We start from the raw sequence: 23,632 nt of genomic DNA, 5'->3' as shown, positions 1-23,632 counted from the left end.
ACCCGCTGCGGCTCACCCCCGCCCGGTCGGGCAGGGAGATCTCGGCGGCGGTCGCCGCGTCGGCAGCGGTGTCGTACTACCCAGAGTACGCGCCCGTGACCTCGCCGGTTCCCGGCCCGGTCCTCTTTCGCCCCGCCGTCAGTCGATGGAGCCGGGCTCGGCCAGCCACCGGGTTCGCAGGTCGATGTGCTTGGCGAGCGTCTCGAAGTCACGGTCGTAGTGCAGCACCGTCAGCCGGTGCCGCGCCGCGGTGACCGCCAGGACCAGATCGACGACACCGGCGGAGCGCACACACCCCACTTCGGCCAGGGCGCTCTGCGCGGCTCGGACCCTGACCCACACGTCTTCCGGGATCTCGTGCCATACGTACAGGTCCGCGAACGCCTGGCGCATATCGGCGTATTGGGCAGGCGACCGGGCAGAACACAGCGCCTCGGCCTCGGTCACCGCGCACATGCCGACGCGCCCGGCGGCGAGCGCCGACCGCCAGATGGAGAAGGGGCCCGGGAGGGTGATCCGATGCGCGGCGGAGGTGTCGATCAGGAACGTGCCCTCGGTCTCGGTCAGCTGCCCCACGGCCCGCGCACCTCTTCCTTGAATCCCGCTTCCCGGCCCTTGTCGAAAGCGCCTTCCTCATCGAGCTTGATGAGGGCTTCGAGAGCTCGCTGCCGGCGCACCCGCGCTCCTATTTCCTCCAGCGCGGCGTTGACCGTGTCCTTCTTCGTCGTGGTCCCGAGGGCCTCTGCGGCAAGCGCGAGCGCTTCCTCGTTGATGTCGATCACGGTCTTGGCCATGCCGGCCACCTCCTGGCAGCGGGGGTGGAGTATTGCTCCACCGACAAAATCAGGATATCCCCACAGCGCGAGTGCAGAAACCTTTGATCACTGCTTGCATAAATATGCCCCCACCGTTCCCGGTGGGGGCACATTCGACAGCAGCTTCAGCCCAGGGTCACTTCACGACCGACAGCGGCAGCAGCTTCTTGCCGGTGGGGCCGATCTGGATCTGGGTGTCCATCTGCGGGCAGACGCCGCAGTCGAAGCACGGGGTCCAGCGGCAGTCCTCGACCTCGGTCTCGTCGAGGGCGTCCTGCCAGTCCTCCCAGAGCCAGTCCTTGTCGAGACCGGAGTCCAGGTGGTCCCAGGGCAGGACCTCCTCGTACGTGCGCTCGCGCGTCGTGTACCAGGCCACGTCCACGCCGTACGCGGGCAGCGCCTTCTCGGCGGCCTTCATCCAGCGGTCGTACGAGAAGTGCTCGCGCCAGCCGTCGAAGCGGCCGCCCGACTCGTACACGGCGCGGATGACGTCGCCGATGCGGCGGTCGCCGCGCGAGAGCAGGCCCTCGACGATGCCCGGCTTGCCGTCGTGGTAGCGGAAGCCGATGGAGCGGCCGTACTTCTTGTCGCCGCGGATCTTGTCGCGCAGCTTGGTCAGGCGCGCGTCCGTCTCCTCCGCCGACAGCTGCGGCGCCCACTGGAACGGCGTGTGCGGCTTGGGCACGAAGCCGCCGATCGACACGGTGCAGCGGATGTCGTTCTGGCCCGAGACCTCACGGCCCTTGGCGATGACGTTGACCGCCATGTCGCCGATCTGGAGGACGTCCTCGTCGGTCTCGGTCGGCAGCCCGCACATGAAGTACAGCTTCACCTGGCGCCAGCCGTTGCCGTACGCCGTGGCGACGGTCCGGATGAGGTCCTCTTCCGAGACCATCTTGTTGATGACCTTGCGCATGCGCTCGGAGCCGCCCTCGGGGGCGAAGGTGAGGCCCGACCGGCGGCCGTTGCGGGTCAGCTCGTTGGCCAGGTCCACGTTGAACGCGTCCACGCGGGTCGAGGGCAGGGACAGGCCCACCTTGTCGTCCGAGTAGCGGTCCGCGAGGCCCTTGGCGATGTCGGCGATCTCGCTGTGGTCCGCGGAGGACAGCGAGAGCAGGCCGACCTCCTCGAAGCCGGTCGCCTTGAGGCCCTTCTCGACCATTTCGCCGATGCCGGTGATGCTTCGCTCCCGCACGGGGCGCGTGATCATGCCGGCCTGGCAGAAACGGCAGCCGCGGGTGCAGCCGCGGAAGATCTCCACGGACATCCGCTCGTGGACGGTCTCGGCGAGCGGGACCAGGGGCTGCTTGGGGTACGGCCACTCGTCGAGGTCCATGACGGTGTGCTTGGACACGCGCCACGGCACGCCGGAGCGGTTCGGCACGACACGGCCGATGCGGCCGTCCGGCAAGTACTCGACGTCGTAGAAGCCCGGCACGTAGACGCCGCCGGTCTTCGCCAGGCGCAGCAGGACTTCCTCGCGCCCGCCCGGACGGCCCTCGGCCTTCCACGCGCGGATGATCTCGGTCATGTCGAGGACGGCCTGCTCGCCGTCGCCGATGACCGCGCAGTCGATGAACTCGGCGATCGGCTCGGGGTTGAAGGCCGCGTGGCCGCCCGCGAGGACGATCGGGTGGTCCACCGTACGGTTCTTGGCCTCCAGCGGGATGCCCGCGAGGTCGAGCGCCGTGAGCATGTTGGTGTAGCCGAGCTCGGTGGAGAAGGAGAGCCCGAAGACGTCGAAGGAACCGACCGGGCGGTGGCTGTCAACGGTGAACTGCGGGACCTTGTGCTCGCGCATGAGCGCTTCCAGGTCCGGCCACACGCTGTACGTGCGCTCGGCGAGGACGCCTTCGCGTTCGTTGAGCACCTCGTACAGGATCATGACGCCCTGGTTGGGGAGCCCGACCTCGTACGCGTCCGGGTACATGAGCGCCCAGCGGACGTCCGCGCTCTCCCACGGCTTCACGGTGGAGTTGAGCTCACCACCGACGTACTGGATGGGCTTCTGCACATGCGGGAGCAGAGCTTCGAGCTGTGGGAAGACCGACTCGGACATCACGCGACTTTCGTGAAGCGGGCAGGGGGCAGCTCTCAAGCGTACCCCCAGGCCCGGCCGCCCCCTGCCGTCGTGATCACCGCCCGGACGGCTGCCGGGCCGCCCCTAGCCGCCGAGGCCCGCCCGCAGTGCGGGAGAGTAGGCCTCCGCCCAAAGGTCCGGAAGTTCCCGTTCGTGCCGGTCGGCCAGGGCCTCCTCGCGGGCGTAGAGCACGCCCCAGGTGAAGGCCGACTCCCCCGCGGCGGCGGCCTGGACGGCGAGGCCGTGCAGGGCTTCGCGGGCGACCACGCTGTCCTGGTGGTCACCGAGCAGCGTCTGGACCGCCTTCACCGCCTTGACCACGCGTTTCGCGGGCTTGCCGAGGGCCGGTACGGCTGCCTCCGCCGCGTACCGGGAGCGTTTGGCGGCCTTGCGGGCCTCGTGCAGGGCCAGGTCGCGCTCGCCTCCCGGTTCGATGGCCAGCGCGGCGGCGACCCGGTCGGCGAGCCGCTCGTAGTCGCGCAGCACGGCCTTCGGCAGGACGCTCTCGGCCGGGCGGCTCGCGGCCTTGCGCAGCGGCGGGTCGGCCAGCAGGGCGTCGAGGGAGTCCAGGAGCCTCACGTACCGGTCGCTGTCCAGGACGGCGAGGGCGCGCCCCCGGGAGCCGGAGCGGCGGGTGTCGTTCCACACCCGCAGCCGGTTGCGGACGGGGCCCAGCAGCAGGGTGTGGGGAAGTTCGCCGAGCCGGGTCCGCAGCCGCTCCAGCAGGACTTCCTGGTCGCGGTCGACGCCGAGTTCGCCGGCGAGCCAGCGCAGTTCCTCGCCGATCGGGTCGGTGACCTCCCGGTCCAGCACCTTGCGGTAGGTCTTGAAGGCGCTGCGCGTCCGGCGGGTGGCGACCCTCAGCTGGTGGACGGAGTCCGGCAGGTTCCGGCGTACGGCGGGGTCCTGCGCGATCACGGCGTCGCGCTGTTCGCGCAGGTACGAGAGGACGTACGCGCCCGCCGTGCCGTCCTCGGAGCCCGCCTCGGGGCGGGCCGGCGGTGCGGCGCCGGTCTCCGCAAGGGCCCGGGCGAGTTTCGAGGGGGCGTCGCAGACGCGGAGTCCGGCCTTGCGGAACCTCTTCTCGACGGCGTCGAGCAGCGCCGGGTCCACCCCGTCGGCGAGTTCCACCTCGACCTCGGTCCAGGCGGCGGTGGCCCCGTCCCGTTCGGCCCGGACGGTGTCGGTGGCCAGCTCCGCGAGCAGGGCTCCGCCGGCGTCGAGGAGGTGGCTCACCCGGCGCGAGGAGAGCAGCCGCACCTGGGGCTCCAGCTCGGCGCCGCGGACCCGGGAGCGGACGAGGGCGGCGAGGGAGCCGGGGACGGAATCGCCGAGGGGGGTCGTGATCTCCTCGCGGACTCCGGGGGAGACGGGCAGTTTGAGGTGCCAGCCCGCGTCCGCGCCGCCGGTCCTGCGCCGCAGGGTCAGGCCGTCGGCGGCGAGCTGCTGGTCGGGGGTGTCGTAGTAGACGGCGTCGAGCTCGACGGTGCCCTCGTCGCGGACGGCCGCGATCGCGGCCGTCCCGGCCAGGTCCGGGACCCCGCGCCGCTCCGCCTCAGGCGTGCTGAACTCGAATTTCCGCTCGATCTCGCGCTTCGTGTCCGCCATAGATCGAACGTAGCCCTGAACGGATCGCAACGTGAGGGTGAACGGAAGATTCGGCCGGGGCGGGGCCGATCGCGCGCGGCCGATCGCGCGCGCCCCCCCGCCCCGCTACGCCGACATCGGCCGTTGCACCCTGATCGACTGCAACAGCCCGACCGCCACCCACACCGCGAACATCGACGACCCTCCGTAGGACACGAACGGCAGCGGCAGGCCCGCCACCGGCATGATGCCCAAGTTCATCCCGATGTTCTCGAAGGACTGGAAGGCGAACCAGGCGGCGATCCCGGCCGCCACGATCGTCCCGTACAGCTCGGTGGTCTCCCGGGCGATCACGCAGGCCCGCCACAGCACGACCCCGAGCAGGCCCAGGATCAGGATGCCGCCGACGAAGCCGAGCTCCTCCCCCGCCACGGTGAAGACGAAGTCGGTCTGCTGCTCGGGCACGAACTGGCCGGTGGTCTGCGGGCCCTTGAACAAGCCGGAGCCCGTCAGGCCGCCGCCGCCGATCGCGATCCGCGCCTGGTTGGTGTTGTAGCCGGCGCCCGAGGGGTCGAGCTCGGGGTTGGCGAAGGCCGCGAAGCGGTTGATCTGGTACTCGTCGAGCACTCCGAGCTGCCAGATCAGGATCGCGCCGACCGTCCCGGAGCCGATCAGCCCGAGCACCCAGCGGTTGGAGGCGCCGGAGGCCAGCAGCACCCCCAGCACGATCACGACCATCACCATGACCGACCCCAGGTCGGGCATCAGCATCACGATGCCCATGGGCGCGGCGGCCAGGCACAGCGCCTTGACCACGGTCCGGTGCTCGGGATGGTCCAGGTCGCCCGCGTCCACCCGGGCCGCCAGCAGCATCGCCATCACCACGATGATCGTGACCTTCACGAACTCCGAGGGCTGGAGCGAGAAGCCGCCGCCGATGACGATCCAGGCGTGGGCGCCGTTGATGGTGGCGCCGAGCGGGGTGAGCACGGCCGCGACCAGGACCAGCGAGAGCCCGTACAGGACCGGCACCGCACCGCGCAGGGTGCGGTGGCCGAGCCAGACCGTCCCGATCATCAGCACCAGGCCGATGCCGGTGTTGAGCAGGTGGCGCCAGAGGAAGTACTGCGGGTCGCCCTGGGTGAGCGTGTCGCGGTTGAGGGTCGCGGACCACACCAGCAGGGAACCGATCAGCGACAGCGCGAGCGCCGCCAGCAGCATCGGCCAGTCGAGCCGGCGCAGCGGCGAGTCGCGGGCGGTGAGCCGGGCGAGCGGGCCCTGCTTGGGCGCGTACCGGGAGACCGAGAAGTTGTTCGTGGTGGGCATCAGTCCTGCCTCCCCGGCGGCGGGGCGGGCGGTCCGGCGAGCGCCGGCACGTCCTTGGGCGACGGGGGAACGTACGGGGTGATGGTCGGCGCCTCGATGGTGCCGTCCGGCTGGACCTCCGGCAGCTCGGCCTGCGGCGCGGGCAGCAGCGCCTTCTTGAGGTCCTGGTTGCCCTCCATGTCGAGGCCGTACATCGCGTTGTAGATGTTGCGCACGGCGGGACCGGAGGCGCCGGAGCCGGTGCCGGCCTGGGAGATCGTCATCACGATCGCGAAGTCGTCCGTGTAGGTCGCCAGCCACGACGTGGTCTGTTTGCCGTAGACCTGGGCGGTGCCGGTCTTGGCCCGCATCGGGATCTTGTCCAGCGGCCAGCCGCCGAACCGCCAGGCGGCGGTGCCGCCGGGCTCGACGACGGAGCGCAGGCCCTTGTCGAGGTTGCTGATGGTCTGGGCGTCGATCGGCAGCATGCCGTGGGGCTTCGGCTTGATCACTTCGATCTTGCCGTCGGGGCTGATCACGGCCTTGCCGACCGTGGGGTCGTGGAGGGTGCCGCCGTTGCTGATGGCGGAGTAAGCGGTGGCCATCTGGATGGGGGTGACGAGGACGTCGCCCTGGCCGATGGCGAAGTTGATGCTGTCGAAGGCCTTCAGCTGGTTACCCTCAAGGCAGTTCTCGTAGGCGATCTGCTCGACGTAGGTGCCGCCCTTCTTGCCCTGCTTGCACCAGGATGCCTTGTTGGCCTCCCAGAAGCTCTTCTTCCACTGGCGGTCGGGGATGCGGCCGGTGACCTCGTTCGGCAGGTCGATTCCGGTCTCGGAGCCGAATCCGAACTCGCGGGCGGTCCGGTAGAACCAGTCGTGGGCGTCCTTCTTGGGCTCAAGGCCGCCGTCGCGCTGCCACTCCTTGTGGCCGAGGGCGTAGAAGACGGTGTTGCAGGAGAACTTGAGGGCGTCGCCGAGGGTGATGGGGCCGTGCCCCTTGGACTCGAAGTTCGCGAAGCTCCGGCCGCCCATGTTGTAGGAAGCGCTGCAGTTGTACTTGTCGTCGAAGTCGTAGCCGGCCCGGACGGCCGCGCTCGCCGACACCACCTTGAAGATGGAGCCTGCGGGGGCCTGGCCCTGGATGGCCCGGTTGAGCAGCGGGTAGTTGGAGTTCTTGCTGGTGAGCGTGGCGTAGTCGCTGCCGGAGATGCCGCCGACCCAGGCGTTGGGGTCGTAGTCGGGCTGGGAGGCCATCGCGACGACGCGGCCGGTCTTGGTCTCCATGACGACGACGGCGCCCGAATCCGCCTCGTACTTACGGCCCGTGATGTTGTCGGTCTCGTTGCGGACGGTCTTCATCGCCTGCTGGAGCTCGTACTCGGCGACGGCCTGGACCCGGGCGTCGATGCTGGTGACGAGGGTGGACCCGGCCACCCCCGGGTCGGACTCGGTCTGGCCCATGACCCGGCCGAGGTTGTCGACCTCGTACGAGGTGACCGCCGCCTTGCCGCGCAACTCCTTGTCGTAGGTGCGTTCGAGTCCGGAGCGGCCGACCTGATCGGAGCGCAGATGCGGCGAGTCGGTGTCCTTGGCCTTCTGGATCTCCTCGTCGGTGACCGGCGAGAGGTAGCCGAGCACCTGCGCGGCGCGGGCCGCGCCGGGCGCCGGGTAGCGGCGTACGGCGGTGGGTTCGGCGGTGATGCCGGGGAAGTCCTCGGGGCGCTCGCGGATCTGCAGGGCCTGCTGGGTGGTGGCTTCGAGGGTGACCGGGATCGGCTGGTAGGGGGAGCCGTTCCAGCAGGGCTTGGGGGTCTGGGAGTCGCAGAGCCGGACCTTGTCCATGACGTCCTGCGGCTTCATGTCCAGGACTCCGGCGAGGCGGGTCAGGACGGCCTTGCCCCTGTCCTTTATCTTCATCAGCTCGGTGCGGGACGCGGAGACGACCAGGCGGGTCTCGTTGTCGGCGATCGGGACTCCGCGGGCGTCCAGGACGGAGCCGCGCACGGCGGGTTGGACCACCCGCTGGACGTGGTTGTTCTTGGCGGCGTCGGCGTATTCGTGGCCGTTGCGGATCTGCAGGTACCAGAGCCGTCCGCCGAGCGTGAGCAGCAGTGAGCAGACGAGAACTTGGATGATGACGAGCCGGATCTGCACCCGGGGGGTGCGGCCGGTCTCCGGAATGTTGGTCATGCGTCGTGCTCCCCCGTCACAGCTTCTTGACGCTCTTCACGCCTTTGACGCTCTTGATGCTCTTGATGCCTTTGACACCCTTTATGCGGCCGGCCCGGTTGGCCCGGCCGCGCGCGGTCCTCAGCCGCAGGCCGCCGCGCTGACTGCCGATCCGCAGTCCCGTGCCGCCGGCCAGCCAGCCAGAGGCGACGTCCTTGCCCTGCGGGGCTCCGCCGTTGGCGTCGACGGCCATCGGGTCGTTCTCGGCGCGGCGGGCCAGAGCCATGATGAACGGCACGGTGAACGGGGCCAGCAGCAGGTCGTAGAGGACGGCGGTGAAGAGCAGGCCGCCGAGGCCGACGTGGCGTTCCGCGGTGTCGCCGACCAGGGTGCCCACGCCGACGTAGAGCAGGATGGAGCCGACGGCGGCGGCCGTCACGGTGAGCATGGGCCCCCAGGCGGAGCGGAAGCGGCCGTTGTCGGGCCGGGCCAGGCCGGCGGCGTAGCCGATGACGCACAGCGCGAGGGCGTAGCGGCCGGCGGCGTGGTCGGCGGGCGGGGCCAGGTCGGCGAGCAGACCGGCGCCGAAGCCGATCAGGACGCCCGAGGTCGGCCCGTAGACGAGGGACAGCGCGACCACGGTCAGGAGCACCAGGTCGGGCACGGCGCCGGGCAGTTGGAGCCGTCCGAGGACGGTGACCTGGACGACCAGGGCGACCACGACCAGTGTGCTGGAGAGCAGGATCCGGTTGAAGCGCATGGCTCAGCTCTCCTCCTCGTCCGCCGGGCCGCCGGAGGCGCTCGGGGAGGGCGTCACCGTCACGGTGACCGTCGGGATGGGCTTGGGGGGCGCCGGCTTGGGCGGCAGGACGGCGTCGCGCGGGTCCTCGCGGGGCGGCACCACGACCACGCCGACGATGTCGAGGCGGGAGAAGCCGACGAAGGGCCGGACGTGGATCGTCCGGGTGAGGCCGCCGCCGGACGGGTCGACGCGGACCACCTCGCCGAGCGGAACCCCCGGCACGAACGGCTTGTTGCCGCGCGATCCGAAGGTGAGCAGCCGGTCGCCGGGGCTGATCTTGGCCTTGCCGTTGAGCATCTGGACGGACAGGGCGCGGTCGCCCTGGCCGGTGGCGAAGCCGAGTTCGCCGGTCTTCTCCAGGCGGGTGCCGACGGTGAAGTCGGGGTCGCTGGCGAGCAGGACGGTGGCGGTGTCGGGGCCTACGGTGGTGACCCGGCCGACCAGTCCGTCCCCGTTGAGGACGGTCATGTCGCGCTCGATGCCGTCCTTGCTGCCCGCGTCGATGGTGACGGTCCAGGAGAAGCCCTGGGCCGCTCCTATGGCGATGACCTCGGCGCCCTTGATGCCGTACTGGCCCGCGCCGGCGCGCTTGAGCATCTCGTCGAGCTCGTGGATGCGGCTGCGGGTCCGGTCCTCGCTGCCCAGCTTGGCCTTCAGCGCCGCGTTCTCGCGTTCCAGCGTGGCGACGCGGTTGTGGCGCTCGCCGGAGTCCCGTACCGCCCCTATGGCGTGGGCGACCGGGTCGACCGCGGTCGCCACGCCCTTCTCGACCGGGCCGAAGACCGCCGCGGCGGCCTGCCGGGCACCGTCGACCGGAGAATCCTCGCCCGTTCTGATGTCCACCGTGATCAATGCGAACGCGATGGCGATCAGAAGAACCAGGAGCAGCCGGCTTTCTCGTGTGTCCCTCACGTGCGGCGGCCGTGCCTTCCTCATAGATACCCGTGCGGCGGAGCGGCTCCGGTCGGGCCGGGGCCCAACCAACCGACTGTGCCTGTATATCAACGATCCGCCGTACGGGCTCGGTAGCACCCGTACGGCGGATCCTTGTGTTCCACATGCCCCGTTCCCGGGGGTTTGATCACCGCCGGGGCTGGGCGTCCAGGACCTGCTGGAGCGCCTCGAACTCCTCCACGCACTTGCCGGAGCCCAGCGCGACGGAGTCGAGCGGGTCCTCGGCGATGTGGATCGGCATGCCGGTCTCCCGGCGCAGCCGCTCGTCCAGGCCGCGCAGCAGGGCGCCGCCGCCGGTGAGGACGATGCCGCGGTCCATGATGTCGCCGGAGAGCTCCGGCGGGCACTTGTCGAGGGTGGTCTTGACCGCGTCGACGATGGCGTTGACCGGCTCCTCGATGGCCTTGCGGACCTCGGCCGCGGAGATGACGACCGTCTTGGGCAGGCCGGACACCAGATCCCGGCCGCGGATCTCGGTGTGCTCGTCCTTGTCGAGGTCGTAGGCCGACCCGATCGTGATCTTGATCTGCTCGGCGGTGCGCTCGCCGAGGAGGAGCGAGTACTCCTTCTTGATGTGCTGGATGATCGCGTTGTCCAGCTCGTCGCCGGCGACCCGGATGGACTGCGCCGTGACGATTCCGCCGAGGGAGATGACGGCGACCTCGGTGGTGCCGCCGCCGATGTCCACGACCATGTTTCCGGTGGCCTCGTGGACGGGCAGTCCCGAGCCGATGGCGGCGGCCATGGGCTCCTCGATGATGTGCACCTGGCGGGCGCCGGCCTGCGTGGACGCCTCGATGACGGCGCGTCGCTCCACTCCCGTGATGCCGGAGGGGACGCAGACCACGACGCGCGGCCGGGCGAGATAGCGGCGCTTGTGGATCTTGAGGATGAAGTAGCGGAGCATCCGCTCGGTGATCTCGAAGTCGGCGATCACGCCGTCCTTGAGGGGTCGTACGGCGACGATGTTGCCGGGTGTCCGGCCGATCATCTTCTTCGCCTCGGAGCCGACCGCGAGAATTCCACCGGTGTTCGTGTTGATGGCGACCACGGACGGCTCGTTCAGGACGATCCCCCGGCCCCTCACGTACACCAGCGTGTTGGCGGTCCCGAGGTCGATCGCCATGTCACGGCCGATGAACGACATGTTGTTCCCCTTGTTCCCCATGAGGAGCGTCTGGCCTTCCAGTTGATAGCGGCTGCTGTCAGGTCGGCGAGGTGGGTGTGTGGGTGGAGGCCCCATCGTAGTGCCGCAGGTACGGACACCGCGCGACGGGACTCCGGCAATCCCGCCGGAATGGATACCCGCCCCCGTAGTGGTGACGTCGTGTCCTGTCTATGCGTTCCCGGAAGCGTCCGGCAATACCAAAGGGCGACCGAAATTACTTCGGTCGCCCCAGGTCATGAGCGCTATTTGGCTGATGTCGCGTCAGGATGGACTCAACCGAGAGTGGGGAAGAACAGCTTCAGCTCGCGCTCGGCGGACTCCTCGGAATCCGATGCGTGGATCAGATTCTCCCGGGTGATGGAACCGAAGTCCCCCCGGATGGAGCCGGGCGCCGCGGCGATCGGGTCGGTGGGGCCGGCCAGCTGGCGGACACCCTCGATCACGCGTTCCCCTTCGACCACCAGGACGACGACCGGGCCGGAGGCCATGAAGCCCATGAGCGGCTCGTAGAAGGGCTTGCCCTTGTGCTCGCCGTAGTGGGTCTCCAGGGTGTCCTGGTCCAGCGTGCGCAGCTCCATCGCGGGAATGGTCCAGCCGGCCTTCCGCTCGATACGGCCGATGATCTCGCCGATCAGGCCGCGACGGACGGCGTCGGGCTTGAGGATCACGAGGGTGCGCTGGGTCATGGGTAACTCCTTGCGGCAAACGGGTGCGGTCCGAAGAATCTACAGGGGGTTCGGAGCACCGCCGTGCGGAGCCTGCGCGGCCTCGGTCTCGGCCAGGGCGGCCCACCGGGCCTTGATGGTGTCGATCCGGCGGCCGTAGTGCACCGAGCACCACCACAGGGCCGCGAAGACCGCTCCCAGGATGAACATCATCGGGACGACGAGCCCGCTCAGGATCAGCCCGATCTGGAGCGCCCAGCCGATCTGGACGGCCCCCGGCCGCGACAGCATCCCGCACAGCAGGACCGACAGCAGCATGGCGACCCCGCACACCGTCCAGACGGTCGCCTGGGTCAGGTCCGGGTCCTTCATCGCGACCAGCCCCGCGAAGCCGATCACGAAGAACTCGCCGATCAGCGTCGAAGCACACAGCGTGCGCATCCCTCAGCCCCTCTTGAGCAGCAGGCGCGCTTCGCCCACCGTGATCACGGAACCGGTCACCAGGACGCCGGCCCCTCCGTACTCGGCCTCTTCCTCCGCCAGCGTGATCGCCGCCTCCAGGGCGTCGTCCAGCCGCGGCTCCACCTGCACCCGGTCCGGACCGAAGACCTCGACCGCGATCGCGGCCAGCTCGTCGGCGCTCATCGCCCGGTGGCTGGTGTTCTCCGTGACGACGACCTCCGCGAAGATCGGCTCGAAGGCCTCGAAGACCCCCCTCACGTCCTTGCCGTCACTCGCGCCCACGACGCCGATCAGCCGGCTGAACCCGAACGCCTCGGTCACCGCCTCCGCCGTGACCCGCGCCCCCGCCGGGTTGTGCGCGGCGTCCAGCACCACGGTCGGGCTGCGCCGGACGACCTCCATGCGGCCCGGCGAGGTCACCGAGGCGAAGGCCGCCCGTACGGTGTCCGCGTCCAGGACCCGGCTCTGCTGGGCGCCGATGCCGAAGAAGGCCTCCACCGCCGCCAGGGCCACCGCCGCGTTGTGCGCCATGTGGGCGCCGTGCAGCGGCAGGAAGATGCCCTCGTACTCGCCGCCCACGCCGCGCAGGGTCAGCATCTGGCCGCCGACCGCGACCTCGCGGGAGACGACGCCGAACTCCATGCCCTCGCGGGCCACGGTCGCGTCGACCTCGACGGCCTTCTTCAGCAGTACCTGCGCCGCGTCCACCGGCTGCTGGGCCAGGATCACGGTGGCGTCCTGCTTGATGACGCCGCCCTTCTCCTGAGCGATCTCGCCGGGCGTGGAGCCGAGCCGCTCGGTGTGGTCCAGGCTGATCGGGGTGATCACCGCGACCGACGCGTCGATCACGTTGGTCGCGTCCCAGGACCCGCCCATGCCGACCTCGACCACGGCCACGTCGACCGGGGTGTCCGCGAAAGCCGCGTACGCCATCCCGGTGAGCACCTCGAAGAAGGACAGCCGGTACTCCTCGGAGGCGTCCACCATCTCCACGTACGGCTTGATGTCGTGGTACGCCTCGACGAACCGCTCGGCGCTGATCGGCGCCCCGTCCAGGCTGATCCGCTCGGTGATCGACTGCACGTGCGGGCTGGTGTAGCGGCCGGTGCGCAGCTGGAAGGCCTTCAGCAGGGCCTCGATCATGCGGGCGGTGCTGGTCTTGCCGTTGGTGCCGGTGACGTGGATGGAGGGGTACGCGTGCTGCGGCTCGCCCAGTACGTCCATCAGGGCGGCGATCCGGCTGACGGACGGCTCCAGCTTGGTCTCGCCCCAGCGGGTGGAGAGCTCCTCCTCCACCTCGCGCAACGCCTTGTCCACCTCCGGGTCTGCGGGGCGCGCGGGCACCTGGTCGGCCTGCGGGGCCGCGCCGTGTGCGCGCAGGGTGCGGCTGCCGGCCTCGATCACCGCCAGGTCGGGGTCTCGGTCGGACTCTTCCGCCACGATCTGGTCGAACGCGTCGATGTTGTCGTCGAGGTCGTCGGGGCCGTGGCTCTCGGGCTGCTGGTCACTCACAGGGCCAGTCTACGGACGAGGCTCGGGCTTCAGGAGGCGAGTGCCGCCGGGGCGGCGGAGACGCGGACCGCCCGGGCCGGCAGCCGGACCCCGCAGTCGATGCGCAGGCCCGCCGTCAGCTCGTTGTCCGGGCCGATCACCGCCCCGTCCCCGACCACCGCCGAGCGCAGGCTGCTGTCCTCGCCGATGGCGGCGTGCGCGCCCACCACGGAGTCGCGCACCGAGCCGCGCGCCGCGATCCGGGCCCCGGGCAGGACGACGCTGGCGTGGACCACCGCCCCCGCCTCGATGACGGCGCCCTCGCACACGACGGTGCCGCCGGCCAGCCGGGCGCCGGGGTCCACCACCGCGCCGGGGAGGACGAGCGCCTCGCCGGTCGGCCCGGGCAGCGCGGGCGAGGAGACGACACCCCGCACCAGATCGGCGGAGCCGCGTACGAACGCCTGGGGCGTGCCGAGGTCGAGCCAGTAGCTGTCCTCGACGACGCCGTTGACCAGGGCCCCGGAGGCGAGCAGCGCCGGGAAGGTCTCCCGTTCGACGGACACCTCGCGGCCGGCCGGGATGGTGTCGATGACGGAGCGGGTGAAGACGTAGCAGCCGGCGTTGATCTGGTCGGTGATGATCTCGGCCTCGGTCTGGGGCTTCTCCAGGAAGGCCAGGACCCGGCCCTGCCCGTCGGTCGGGACGAGACCGAAGGCACGGGGGTCCTCGACGCGGGTGAGGTGCAGGGTGACGGCCGCCCCGGACGCCGCGTGCGCGTCCCGCAGGCCGGCGAGGTCCACGCCGGAGAGGATGTCGCCGTTGAAGACGAACACCGGCTCGTCGGGGCCGCAGGTGAGCAGCTCCGCGGCGTTGCGGATGGCTCCGCCGGTGCCGAGCGGCACGGCTTCCTCCGCGTAGACCAGCTCCAGGCCGAGCGGGGAACCGTCGCCGTACTCCGCCCGGAAGAGCTCGGCCAGGTAGGAGGTGGCCAGCACCAGCCGGGTGACCCCGGCCTCGGCGGCGCGCGCGAGCTGGTGGGTGAGGAAGGGGACGCCGGCCACCCGCAGCAGCGGCTTGGGCGTGTGGGTGGTCAGCGGCCGGAGTCGGGTGCCCTTGCCGCCTACCAGAAGGATTGCCTCGCTCATGCCGGGCACATCGCTTTCTCGTGGTGGGTGTCGGTCACGGCGCGGGGGTGGTGCCCGGACCTGCGTAGTCGGAACCGAAGCAGGAGCGGATCGCCTCTTCGGTGGCCGGACGTCCCGCGAAGTTGAAGCGGGAGTCCTCTTCCTTCGGAGCGGCCTTAGGGTTGGAGTCGAAGTAGATCGACCACCAGTAGACGCCGGCCATCTTGCGCTGCTGGACGACCTGGCAGACCGCCTTGTACCAGTTCGCCTGGACCTGCGGGTTGACCTTGCGCTTGGTGTAGAAGTCGCCGGGCGCGTGGAACGCCCCGTCCATGGCGCTGATGCCCGCCTCGGCGAGCACGATCTTCGGCAGCGCCCCCTTGCTCTTCTTGTCGAGCCAGGTGTTCCAGCCGTCGACCAGCCGGTCCACGGGCGCGTCGTCGTCCACCTTCACGGGGAAGTAGGCGTCGACGCCGAGCCGGTTGACGGGGACGTCGATGCGGCCGCCCACGTAGTTGTCCCAGTTGGCGTCGTAGGACACCTCGCCCTTGAACCGCTTCTCCGCCGCGGATATCAGGCCCTTCCAGCCCGCCTGCCCCTCCATGGAGTTCAGCTCGGTGCCGATCACGAAGGTCGCCGCCCGCTGCCGCTGCGCCGCTTCGAGGTACGGGGCCAGGAAGGCCTCGTACGACGTGAACCAGGCCGCCTTGTCGGAGGGCTTGATGTTGCCGCGCCAGCCCTCCGGCGGGATGAGCGCCGCCTCGTCCAGGATCGGGCGGACGGTGGTGCGCAGGCCCGCCTCGCGGAAGACGCGCAGGACCGTGTCGAGGTGCTCGGGGGTCGGGGTGTTCTTGCCGGCCGCGAGCTGCGTGGAGGTGCGGCCCTCCGTGTAGAAGGGGAAGGAGACGGCGACCGAGTTGGCCTTCAGCCCGACGATGTAGTCGGCCTGTTGGCGGGCCTTCTTGGCGAGGTATTCCTCGCTGTGCTCCTTCTTGTCCTCCCAGAAGATCTGGACGCCCCACTCCGGCATGCCGGCCTTCCACGGCTCGGCCACCGTCTGCGCGGGCTTGGCGGGGCCGGCCGGCTTCCCGTCCTCTGACCCGTCGCCGCCGCCGTCGCCGTCGGCGAGGACGGTGTCGTCACCGCTCCCGCCCTTCGCGGGAGCCGAGTCGTCCAGGACCAGGATCGGCTTGAGGGAGTCCGCCTTCCAGCGCAGCGGGTGGTCGCCGACCACGAACGGCAGGCCGAGGACCAGGGAGGTCACGGTCACCGGCAGGATCGCCAGCAGGGGGACCTTGGAACGCTTCTTCTTCATGACGGGCTCTCGGTTGCTCACGCGGGCTTGGCGATGACGACGAACTTGTTCTCTTCGCGCTTGATGAACTTGATCAGCCCACGCAGGCCGCCGAGTCCCTCCATCACGGAGAACAGCGGGATGAGTCCGAGGACGACGATCGGCTCCCACCAGCGGCGCTTGCCGTCCGCGGACACCAGGGAGTTGAGCCGCAGCCCCTCCCAGTACGTCCAGATGACGTACGCGAAACTCAACGACCACATGATCACGACGGACTGGGTCACGGGCGAGGTGTTGAAGTCACCGATGAACCAGGCCACGAGCAGGACCGTCGCGACGTGCTGGAGCGGGCCGAGGACCCAGCTGACCATGCAGAGCATCAGGAACCAGCGGTACCGGAAAGGCACCGTCCTGTTGAAACAGAGGGCGACCAGGCCCCAGGCCCAGCGCTCGCGCTGCTTGATGAAGTCCTTGGTGGTGGCCGGCGAGGCGCCGTAGCAGCGGCCGTTGAACCAGTCGCTGCGGCCCGGGTACTTGCGGCAGAACGTCAGGGCCAGCTGGGCGTCCTCGACGATGGCCTTGGGTCCGAAGTCCCAGCCGATGGTGGCCTCGATGGAGGCGCGGAGCAGCAGCAGCTCGCCGTGCACGCCGGCGACCGGGGTGCCGAGACCGGTGAAGGCGCGGAAGCGGGCGATGTCGTCGGCGGGCCGGACCGCGTCGGCCAGCCAGGTGAAGCGGTTGACGGCGTTCTCGCGCGGGTAGGCGAGGATGCCCTGCGCCATGTGCTTGGCCTCGTCGCCAGCGCGGCCCTGCCGGTTGATGAACTGGGCGATGGCCATGGCGGTGTCGGGGCCGACGCCGGTGTCGTCGTCCATGTGGAGCACCCAGACGTCGTCGAGCGCCTCGCCCTCCTCGATCCGCAGCTCGTGGGCGTAGTGGTTGGCCCGGGCCTTGAACCGCGTCCCGTTCGCCGTCTCGTACACCTTGGGTACGGCGACCACCCGGATCAGCGGGTGCGTCGCGGCGAGGTCGTCGATCCGCTCGGTGGCCTCGCAGCCCTCCTCCGTGAGCACGTCGACCCGCATGCGCGGGAAGAACGGGGGGAGGTGCTCCACGTAGCTGAGCACCGAGCGCTCCAGCGCCGGGTACGTGTCGTGGCGGCCGATGGTCGGCACGAGCACGACGAGGAAGTCATCCTCCACCGGGGCCGCCGGGACCATCTCGTGCGATTTGCGGACGCGGCGGCGGATCAGCAGGACACCCTGGAAGCCGACCATCACGCCGATCGCGGGCAGCGACCAGATGACCGACAGGGTCCAGCCCAGCGGGGACGGGTTCGGCTCGAACACCCACAGGCCGAAGCTGACGAGCACCAGGAAGGGCAGCAGGAAGGCCAGCACGCTGGGTTTCCAGTCGGCATGCCGCTGGACGATCTTCGCGTCGCGACGGGAGGTGGTCGCGACCTCTTGTACGGGGGCGGGGGACATAGGAGTGGTCCTTCTGGGTTCGCCGGGTCAGCTCGCGCTGCGGCGGTGTCTGCTGGGCGTGGCGGGGCTGCCGGGAGCGGGTGCGGCGCTCCGGCGGCAGCCTCCGTCCGCCGCCTACTGCTGGGGCGGCTGCTGGGGCGGCTGCTGCTGGGCCGGGATCTGGGGCTGCTGCCAGGGACCGCCGTACGGGCCGGCTCCGTATCCGGGCTGCGGCTGCTGCTGGGGCTGCGGCGCGTAGCCCTGCTGGGGCTGGGGCTGGGCCTGCTGCTGGGGCTGGGGCTGCGCGTAACCCGTCTGCGGCTGCTGCGGCTGCTGCGGCTGCTGGGGCTGCTGGGGCTGCTGGTAACCCTGCGGGATGCCGTACGGCGGCTGCTGCGGGGCGGCCGCGCGCTGCGCCGCCTCATGGGCCTGCCGCGCCTCGTGCGCCTGCGCGCTCCACGGGTTCACCGGCGGCTGCCACGGCTCGTAGGCGGCGAAGTCGCGCAGCAGCAGCACGATGAGAGCGGTCGTCACGAGGAAGCCCGCGCCGAACGTCGCCAGCTTCAGCCCGCCCTGGAGCGTGTTGGTGAAGTAGTCGGTCTGCTTCTCGTCGAACATCGCACCGGTCAGGCTGCGCAGCCGGTTGTAGCCCTCGATGGCCGCGCCGCCGATGATGATGCCCCGGCCGAGCGTGTTGCCGCGCAGCACCAGCAGCGCGCCCGCCACGTAGACGATGCCCCAGTTGAGGTTGAAGGTCTCGGCAGCCCCGGAGCCGTCTCCGATGCCGTAATAGACGATGCCCTGCAGGAAATCGACGATGCCCACCTGCCAGAAGCAGTTGTACAGCGCCCAGATGAGCAGGACACCAGCCCAGCCCATGGCCACGAATGCGGCTACGCGGTGGGCGCGCGGCGTTGAGGCGGTCACTTCACTCCTATTCACCGAAAACAAAAAAGTGTTACAGGCTGCCTTTGCAAGGCCCTTACTGCGACTACTGCGACGTTCCCTCGCGCAAGGAGGGCCAACTCACACCGACAGGGCCGGTCTCCTTGCCACCGGTGACCGTCTTCGGATCGTTGTACGTCTGCTGAACGTCCTTCGCGGTGTTCTTCGCTGTCAGCCCGTCACCCCAAACGGTCCAGAGGACCCAAGGGGCTTCGTCGAGCGTCGTGCGCTGCTCCGCGTTGAGCGGGACGTGGAAGGACTCCGCCACGATCCGCGGTTTGCCGTAATCCTTCAGCTCCCGGTGCCACTTCGCCGTCCAGGCTCCCTTGCCGAACGGTTGCTCCGGTGAACCGCTGTAGTCGTCGACCCCGACCACGTCCACGTACTCGGCCCCCGGGTAGAAGTCCCAGGGTTCGTTGCCGTGGACACCGTCCCAGGCCGTGGGGGACCAGACGAAGATGAGGTTGTGCAGCCCGCGCGAGCCCACCAGGTAGTGGTACATCAGCTCCCACAGGGCCACGTACTGCTCGGGCTTCAGCCCCGCCCACCAGAAGCGCTGCTCATCGTCCAGCGCGTTCATCTCGTGGTACGGGCGCAGCAGTACGGGCACGTCGTGCGCGGCCAGGTAGCCCAGGTGGTCCGCGAGGAACGCCAGGTCGAGCAGCAGTGCGGCGTGTTCCGCCGTGCCCGGCGTCAGGACCCGGTCGATCCACTTCGGGTCCTTGGCCGCGGGTGAATTGCCGCGCATGGTCTGCTCGAAGCCCTTGACCGGGCTGCCCGGCCACGGCTGGTGGAACGACATGCCGACCAGGCCGGCCGGCGCTCCCCCGTTGGTGGGCAGCGTGGTCTTCGTGCCGTTCCAGAGCTGTTCGGTGCCGGTCGGGTTGTACGAGCCGTCGGTCTTGCGCGGCAGGCCGTGCCAGACGCCCATGGCGAGGTCCACGACGTCGTTCGTGTAGGTCCAGAACTCGCGGCGGGCGGGCCAGGCGGCGCGCGAGTAGTCCCGCGGCTCGCCCACGCCCCAGCTGTCCTGCTGGTAGCCGGGGCCCAGGTCCAGTTCGAGGAACGCGGGCAGCTTCCCGGTGATGTCCTGCGGCTTGCGGTAGTAGTAGCCGGGCACCTTGGGGCCGTTGTGGTCCCCGTACTCCGGGTTGTACCGCTCGTTGTGGACCTCGGCGTGCTGTCCTATGAGGGTGGCCCGGCGGTGGCCGGCCCGGGCGTCCGCCTCCAGCGCGGCCAGCAGGCCGTAGACGGCCTCGGCGGCCTTGGACGCCTTGGGGTCCCGCGAACGCAGGTCCTTCTGGAGGCCCTTGGCGGGCGCGCGGGAGGTGCTGAAGGCCGCGACGCCGGCGAGCGTGCCGCCCATGGCCGCGGTCGCCGCGGCCCCGATGAGTACCTTGCGACGCTTCACGTACTGACGTACCACTCCCAGACACACCCCCCTCGTTCCTCAGCGGCCCCACCGCACAGACATCTCCGTGACGGGCTTACAGACTGCCTTGAGCGGGCGATGGTTGCGTGAAACCCCTGGGGTCTACGTCACAATACGCGTCGGCCCCCGAGCAGTTCGCTCGGGGGCCGACGGCGTACGGGGTGTTACGCGCCCGGCAGCGCGTCCAACTGGGCCTGGATCCGGGCGATATCGGTCTCGGCCTTGGCGAGCCGGCCCTTGATCTTGTCCACGACGTTGTCGGGGGCCTTGGCCAGGAAGGCCTCGTTCCCGAGCTTCGCCTCGGCCTGCTGCTTCTCCTTCTCGGCGGCGCCGAGGTCCTTGGAGAGGCGCTTGCGTTCGGCGTCCACGTCGATCGTGCCCGAGAGGTCGAGCGCGACCGTGGCGCCGGCGACCGGGAGGGTCGCGGTGGCGCTGAAGGAGTCGCCCTCCGGCTGGAGGCGCAGCAGCTGCCGGATGGCGGCCTCGTGCGCGGCCAGCGCGGTACCGGTCAGGTCCAGGCGGGCCGGGACCTTCTGGCCGTCCTGCAGGCCCTGCTCCTTGCGGAACCGGCGGACCTCGGTGACGACGGTCTGGACGCTCTCGATCTCGGCCTCGGCGGCCTCGTCGCGGAAGCCGCTGTCGTTCGGCCACTCGGCGATGACGAGGGACTCGCGGCCGGTCAGCGTGGTCCACAGCGTCTCGGTGACGAAGGGGACCACCGGGTGCAGCAGGCGCAGCATGACGTCGATGACCTCGCCCAGGACCCGGCCGGAGACCTTGGCCTGCGCGCCGCCCGCGAAGAACGTCGTCTTCGACAGCTCGACGTACCAGTCGAAGACCTCGTCCCACGCGAAGTGGTAGAGGGAGTCCGACAGCTTCGAGAACTGGTAGTCGTCGTAGAACGCGTCGACCTCGGCCACGGTCTTGTTGAGCCGCGACAGGATCCAGCGGTCGGTCGCCGACATCTGCTCGACCGGCGGCAGCTCGCCCTCGATCGTGGCGCCGTTCATCAGCGCGAAGCGCGTGGCGTTCCAGATCTTGTTGGCGAACTTGCTGGACGCCTGGACCCAGTCCTCACCGATCGGGACGTCGACACCCGGGTTGGCGCCGCGCGCCAGGGTGAAGCGGACGGCGTCGGAGCCGTACTTGTCCATCCAGTCGAGCGGGTTGACCGCGTTGCCGAAGGACTTCGACATCTTCTTGCCGCGCTCGTCACGGACCATGCCGTGCAGGGCGATGGTGTGGAACGGCGGGGTGCCGTCCATCGCGTACAGGCCGAACATCATCATCCGGGCGACCCAGAAGAAGAGGATGTCGTAGCCGGTGACCAGGACGGAGTTCGGGTAGAACTTCGCCAGGCTGTCGGTCTGCCGCGGCCAGCCGAGCGTGGAGAACGGCCACAGGCCGGAGGAGAACCAGGTGTCCAGGACGTCCGTGTCCTGGTGCCAGCCCTCGCCCGCCGGCGGCTGCTCGTCCGGTCCGACGCAGACGATCTCGCCGTTCGGGCCGTACCAGACCGGGATGCGGTGGCCCCACCACAGCTGGCGCGAGATGCACCAGTCGTGGAGGTTGTCGACCCAGTCGAAGTAGCGCTTCTCCATCTCCTGCGGGTGGATCTTGACCTTGCCGTCGCGGACCGCGTCACCGGCGGCCTTGGCGAGCGGGCCGACCTTGACCCACCACTGCAGGGACAGGCGCGGCTCGATGGTGGTCTTGCAGCGCGAGCAGTGGCCGACGGAGTGGGTGTACGGGCGCTTCTCGGCGACGATCCGGCCCTCGGCGCGCAGCGCGGCGACGATGGCCGAGCGGGCCTCCAGCCGGTCCAGGCCCTGGAAGGGGCCGTGGGCCGTGATGATGGCGTGCTCGTCCATGACGGCGAGGTTCGGCAGGCCGTGGCGCTGGCCGATCTCGAAGTCGTTCGGGTCGTGCGCCGGGGTCACCTTGACGGCGCCGGTGCCGAACGCGGGGTCCACGTGCTCGTCCGCGACGACGGGGATGCGGCGGCCGGTGAGCGGCAGCTCGATCTCGGTGCCGACGAGGTGCGTGTAGCGCTCGTCCTCGGGGTGGACGGCGACGGCGGTGTCGCCGAGCATCGTCTCGGCGCGCGTGGTGGCGACGACGATGGAGCTCTCGCCTTCCCCATACCGGATGGAGACGAGCTCACCGTCGTCGTCCTGGTACTCGACCTCGATGTCGGAGATCGCGGTGAGGCAGCGCGGGCACCAGTTGATGATGCGCTCGGCGCGGTAGATCAGCTCGTCCTCGTACAGCTTCTTGAAGATGGTCTGGACGGCCTCGGAGAGGCCCTCGTCCATGGTGAAGCGCTCACGCGACCAGTCGACACCGTCGCCGAGACGGCGCATCTGCCCGGAGATCTGCCCGCCGGACTCGCCCTTCCACTGCCAGACGCGCTCGACGAACGCCTCGCGGCCCAGGTCGTGGCGGGACTTGCCCTCCTTGGCGAGCTCGCGCTCGACGACGTTCTGCGTGGCGATGCCGGCGTGGTCCATACCCGGCTGCCACAGCGTCTCGAAGCCCTGCATGCGCTTGCGGCGGGTGAGGGCGTCGATCAGCGTGTGCTCGAAGGCGTGCCCCAGGTGGAGGCTTCCGGTGACGTTCGGCGGCGGGATGACGATGGTGTACGGAGTCTTGTCGCTCTTCTCGTCCGCCTCGAAGTAGCCACGCTCTACCCAGCGCTCGTAGAGCTTCCCCTCTACCTCGGCCGGTGCGTACGCGGTCGGCAATTCGGAGTTGGGGCTGCTGGGTGTCTGCGTGTTCTCGGTCACGAGCACAGTTTAGGGCCTTGGCGCGTCTGGCCTCGTCGGCCGGGGGCTTCCTGCTTCATCGCGTGGCGCCGGGCCTGGACCCGGTCTTATCCGCGCTCCAACGAGGCGTTTAGCCTGTCCGCCCGCCCGGCGGCCAGGGTGTTGATCGCTGCGTTCTCGTCCCGGTCGTGGACAGACCCGCACGCCCCGCACGTCCATTCGCGGACGTGCAGCGGCTTGGGCCCGTCCCGGTGCCCACAGGTGGAGCAGACCTGGGACGTGGGCTCGAAGCGGCCGATCTTCCCGAAGTGGCGACCGTGCTTGGCGGCCTTGTACTCCAGCATGCTCACGAACGCCGCCCATCCTGCGTCATGCACGGACTTCGCGAGCCGGGTCCGGCCCAGGGCGTGCACCGCGAGGTCCTCCACGTACACCGCTTGGTTGTCGCGGATGATCCGTGTGGACGTCTTGTGGTGCCAGTCCCGCCGCCGGTCGGCCACCCGGGCGTGCTGCCGGGCGACCTTGATCTGTGCCCTGGTCCTGTTTCTCGACCCTTTCACCTTGCGCGAAAGCTCCCGCTGAAGCCGCCTGAGCTTCTTCTCCGCCCGTCGCAGGAACCTCGGCGAAGAGATCTTCGTCCCGTCGGAAAGGACCGCGAACGTCGTCAGACCCAGATCGATCCCGACCTCCGTGTCCACCTCCGGAAGGATGCCCGGCTCCGTGTCCACGACGAAGCTGGCGAAGTATCGTCCCGCCGCGTCCTTGACGACCGTCAGCGAGGTCGGCGCGGCAGGTAGCGGCCGCGACCACCTGACTCTCAGGTCACCCACCTTGGCCACGTACACCCGGCCGTCATCCCGGAGGACGAGGGACTGCTGGAGCACCACGGCTGAGACGTCGCCCAACCCGGCGCGCCCCTCGGTGCGCTTGGCCTGCGTGATGCACGTCTTCGACAACTCGGCCGATGACAGGTAGGGCCTGCCTGCCGCGCGGGCGTCCCTGCGCGCCCGGAGGCCGTCGTTCCACACGACACGCGCACAGCCGAAGGCCTGTGCCAAGGCCGACCGCTGGGCGGCATTCGGATAGACGTCGGGTAGCCGGGA

The 23,632-nt window shown here is 69.9% G+C and carries 19 protein-coding genes; all 19 read right to left on the bottom strand.

Annotation, left to right across the window (positions count from 1 at the left end):
• Nucleotides 1-138: 138 nt before the first annotated feature.
• The 19 genes from MTF65_RS08380 to MTF65_RS08290 all read right to left on the bottom strand — a co-directional run bounded on the left by MTF65_RS08380 (nucleotide 139) and on the right by MTF65_RS08290 (nucleotide 23,587).
• Nucleotides 139-576, bottom strand: a complete 438-nt coding sequence (locus MTF65_RS08380) for a PIN domain-containing protein (RefSeq protein ID WP_243627736.1) — start codon at nucleotides 574-576, stop codon at nucleotides 139-141.
• Nucleotides 564-794, bottom strand: a complete 231-nt coding sequence (locus tag MTF65_RS08375) for a type II toxin-antitoxin system VapB family antitoxin (RefSeq protein WP_243627734.1) — start codon at nucleotides 792-794, stop codon at nucleotides 564-566. The genes MTF65_RS08380 and MTF65_RS08375 overlap by 13 nt, the downstream gene beginning before the upstream one ends.
• A gap of 157 nt (nucleotides 795-951) precedes the next feature.
• On the bottom strand, nucleotides 952-2,877 hold the full coding sequence (locus tag MTF65_RS08370; RefSeq protein ID WP_243627732.1) for a TIGR03960 family B12-binding radical SAM protein: 1,926 nt from the start codon (nucleotides 2,875-2,877) through the stop codon (nucleotides 952-954).
• A 102-nt stretch (nucleotides 2,878-2,979) separates the two neighbouring features.
• Nucleotides 2,980-4,503, bottom strand: coding sequence for a CYTH and CHAD domain-containing protein (locus MTF65_RS08365; protein WP_243627731.1), 1,524 nt, complete (start codon nucleotides 4,501-4,503; stop codon nucleotides 2,980-2,982).
• Between the two features lie 105 nt (nucleotides 4,504-4,608).
• Nucleotides 4,609-5,808 (bottom strand): rod shape-determining protein RodA, encoded by a 1,200-nt coding sequence (gene rodA / locus MTF65_RS08360; RefSeq protein ID WP_243627730.1) that lies wholly within the window; start codon nucleotides 5,806-5,808, stop codon nucleotides 4,609-4,611.
• Nucleotides 5,808-7,979, bottom strand: coding sequence for a penicillin-binding protein 2 (gene mrdA, locus MTF65_RS08355; RefSeq protein ID WP_243627727.1), 2,172 nt, complete (start codon nucleotides 7,977-7,979; stop codon nucleotides 5,808-5,810). Before mrdA ends, rodA begins: the two co-directional genes overlap by 1 nt.
• Before the next feature lie 16 nt (nucleotides 7,980-7,995).
• The gene (gene mreD, locus MTF65_RS08350; protein WP_243627725.1) at nucleotides 7,996-8,718 is read right to left on the bottom strand and encodes a rod shape-determining protein MreD; all 723 of its coding nucleotides are present in this window, start codon (nucleotides 8,716-8,718) and stop codon (nucleotides 7,996-7,998) included.
• Between the two features lie 3 nt (nucleotides 8,719-8,721).
• The gene (gene mreC, locus MTF65_RS08345; protein WP_243627723.1) at nucleotides 8,722-9,672 is read right to left on the bottom strand and encodes a rod shape-determining protein MreC; all 951 of its coding nucleotides are present in this window, start codon (nucleotides 9,670-9,672) and stop codon (nucleotides 8,722-8,724) included.
• 169 nt (nucleotides 9,673-9,841) lie between these two features.
• Entirely contained in the window at nucleotides 9,842-10,861 is a 1,020-nt protein-coding gene (locus tag MTF65_RS08340; RefSeq protein WP_008738981.1) for a rod shape-determining protein, read from the bottom strand.
• 293 nt (nucleotides 10,862-11,154) lie between these two features.
• Complete coding sequence (gene ndk / locus MTF65_RS08335) at nucleotides 11,155-11,568, bottom strand: nucleoside-diphosphate kinase (RefSeq protein ID WP_243627721.1); 414 nt, start codon at nucleotides 11,566-11,568, stop codon at nucleotides 11,155-11,157.
• 39 nt (nucleotides 11,569-11,607) lie between these two features.
• A complete protein-coding gene (locus MTF65_RS08330) occupies nucleotides 11,608-11,988 on the bottom strand; it encodes a DUF4233 domain-containing protein (RefSeq protein ID WP_243627719.1) in 381 nt (126 codons plus the stop codon).
• Between the two features lie 3 nt (nucleotides 11,989-11,991).
• Nucleotides 11,992-13,521 (bottom strand): folylpolyglutamate synthase/dihydrofolate synthase family protein, encoded by a 1,530-nt coding sequence (locus MTF65_RS08325; protein WP_243627715.1) that lies wholly within the window; start codon nucleotides 13,519-13,521, stop codon nucleotides 11,992-11,994.
• 29 nt (nucleotides 13,522-13,550) lie between these two features.
• Complete coding sequence (locus tag MTF65_RS08320; protein ID WP_243627713.1) at nucleotides 13,551-14,648, bottom strand: sugar phosphate nucleotidyltransferase; 1,098 nt, start codon at nucleotides 14,646-14,648, stop codon at nucleotides 13,551-13,553.
• Nucleotides 14,649-14,682: 34 nt separating this feature from the next.
• Entirely contained in the window at nucleotides 14,683-15,942 is a 1,260-nt protein-coding gene (locus MTF65_RS08315) for a glycoside hydrolase family 113 (RefSeq protein ID WP_243627712.1), read from the bottom strand.
• Between the two features lie 17 nt (nucleotides 15,943-15,959).
• Entirely contained in the window at nucleotides 15,960-17,408 is a 1,449-nt protein-coding gene (locus MTF65_RS08310; protein ID WP_243627711.1) for a glycosyltransferase family 2 protein, read from the bottom strand.
• 114 nt (nucleotides 17,409-17,522) lie between these two features.
• Nucleotides 17,523-18,314 carry a hypothetical protein gene (locus MTF65_RS08305; protein WP_243627710.1) on the bottom strand — a complete coding sequence of 264 codons (792 nt, stop codon included), beginning with the start codon at nucleotides 18,312-18,314 and terminating at the stop codon, nucleotides 17,523-17,525.
• Between the two features lie 64 nt (nucleotides 18,315-18,378).
• Nucleotides 18,379-19,743: a glycosyl hydrolase gene (locus tag MTF65_RS30460; RefSeq protein WP_243627709.1), complete on the bottom strand. Its 1,365-nt coding sequence runs from the start codon at nucleotides 19,741-19,743 to the stop codon at nucleotides 18,379-18,381.
• 185 nt (nucleotides 19,744-19,928) lie between these two features.
• Nucleotides 19,929-22,550, bottom strand: a complete 2,622-nt coding sequence (locus tag MTF65_RS08295; protein ID WP_243627706.1) for a valine--tRNA ligase — start codon at nucleotides 22,548-22,550, stop codon at nucleotides 19,929-19,931.
• 86 nt (nucleotides 22,551-22,636) lie between these two features.
• Nucleotides 22,637-23,587 carry a transposase gene (locus MTF65_RS08290; RefSeq protein ID WP_243628619.1) on the bottom strand — a complete coding sequence of 317 codons (951 nt, stop codon included), beginning with the start codon at nucleotides 23,585-23,587 and terminating at the stop codon, nucleotides 22,637-22,639.
• Nucleotides 23,588-23,632: the final 45 nt, after the last annotated feature.

It is taken from the genome of Streptomyces sp. APSN-46.1 (genome assembly GCF_022815725.1).
GTDB lineage: Bacteria > Actinomycetota > Actinomycetes > Streptomycetales > Streptomycetaceae > Streptomyces.
This window is presented reverse-complemented; position numbering and strand designations above follow the sequence as displayed.

Excerpts from the sequence above, each read along its gene's own strand:
- MTF65_RS08375 (WP_243627734.1), bottom strand. The coding sequence starts at position 794 with ATGGCCAAGACCGTGATCGACATCAACGAGGAAGCGCTCGCGCTTGCC.
- MTF65_RS08365 (WP_243627731.1), bottom strand. The coding sequence starts at position 4,503 with ATGGCGGACACGAAGCGCGAGATCGAGCGGAAATTCGAGTTCAGCACG.
- rodA (WP_243627730.1), bottom strand. The coding sequence starts at position 5,808 with ATGCCCACCACGAACAACTTCTCGGTCTCCCGGTACGCGCCCAAGCAG.
- mrdA (WP_243627727.1), bottom strand. The coding sequence starts at position 7,979 with ATGACCAACATTCCGGAGACCGGCCGCACCCCCCGGGTGCAGATCCGG.
- mreD (WP_243627725.1), bottom strand. The coding sequence starts at position 8,718 with ATGCGCTTCAACCGGATCCTGCTCTCCAGCACACTGGTCGTGGTCGCC.
- MTF65_RS08340 (WP_008738981.1), bottom strand. The coding sequence starts at position 10,861 with ATGTCGTTCATCGGCCGTGACATGGCGATCGACCTCGGGACCGCCAAC.
- ndk (WP_243627721.1), bottom strand. The coding sequence starts at position 11,568 with ATGACCCAGCGCACCCTCGTGATCCTCAAGCCCGACGCCGTCCGTCGC.
- MTF65_RS08330 (WP_243627719.1), bottom strand. The coding sequence starts at position 11,988 with ATGCGCACGCTGTGTGCTTCGACGCTGATCGGCGAGTTCTTCGTGATC.
- MTF65_RS08320 (WP_243627713.1), bottom strand. The coding sequence starts at position 14,648 with ATGAGCGAGGCAATCCTTCTGGTAGGCGGCAAGGGCACCCGACTCCGG.
- MTF65_RS08315 (WP_243627712.1), bottom strand. The coding sequence starts at position 15,942 with ATGAAGAAGAAGCGTTCCAAGGTCCCCCTGCTGGCGATCCTGCCGGTG.
- MTF65_RS08310 (WP_243627711.1), bottom strand. The coding sequence starts at position 17,408 with ATGTCCCCCGCCCCCGTACAAGAGGTCGCGACCACCTCCCGTCGCGAC.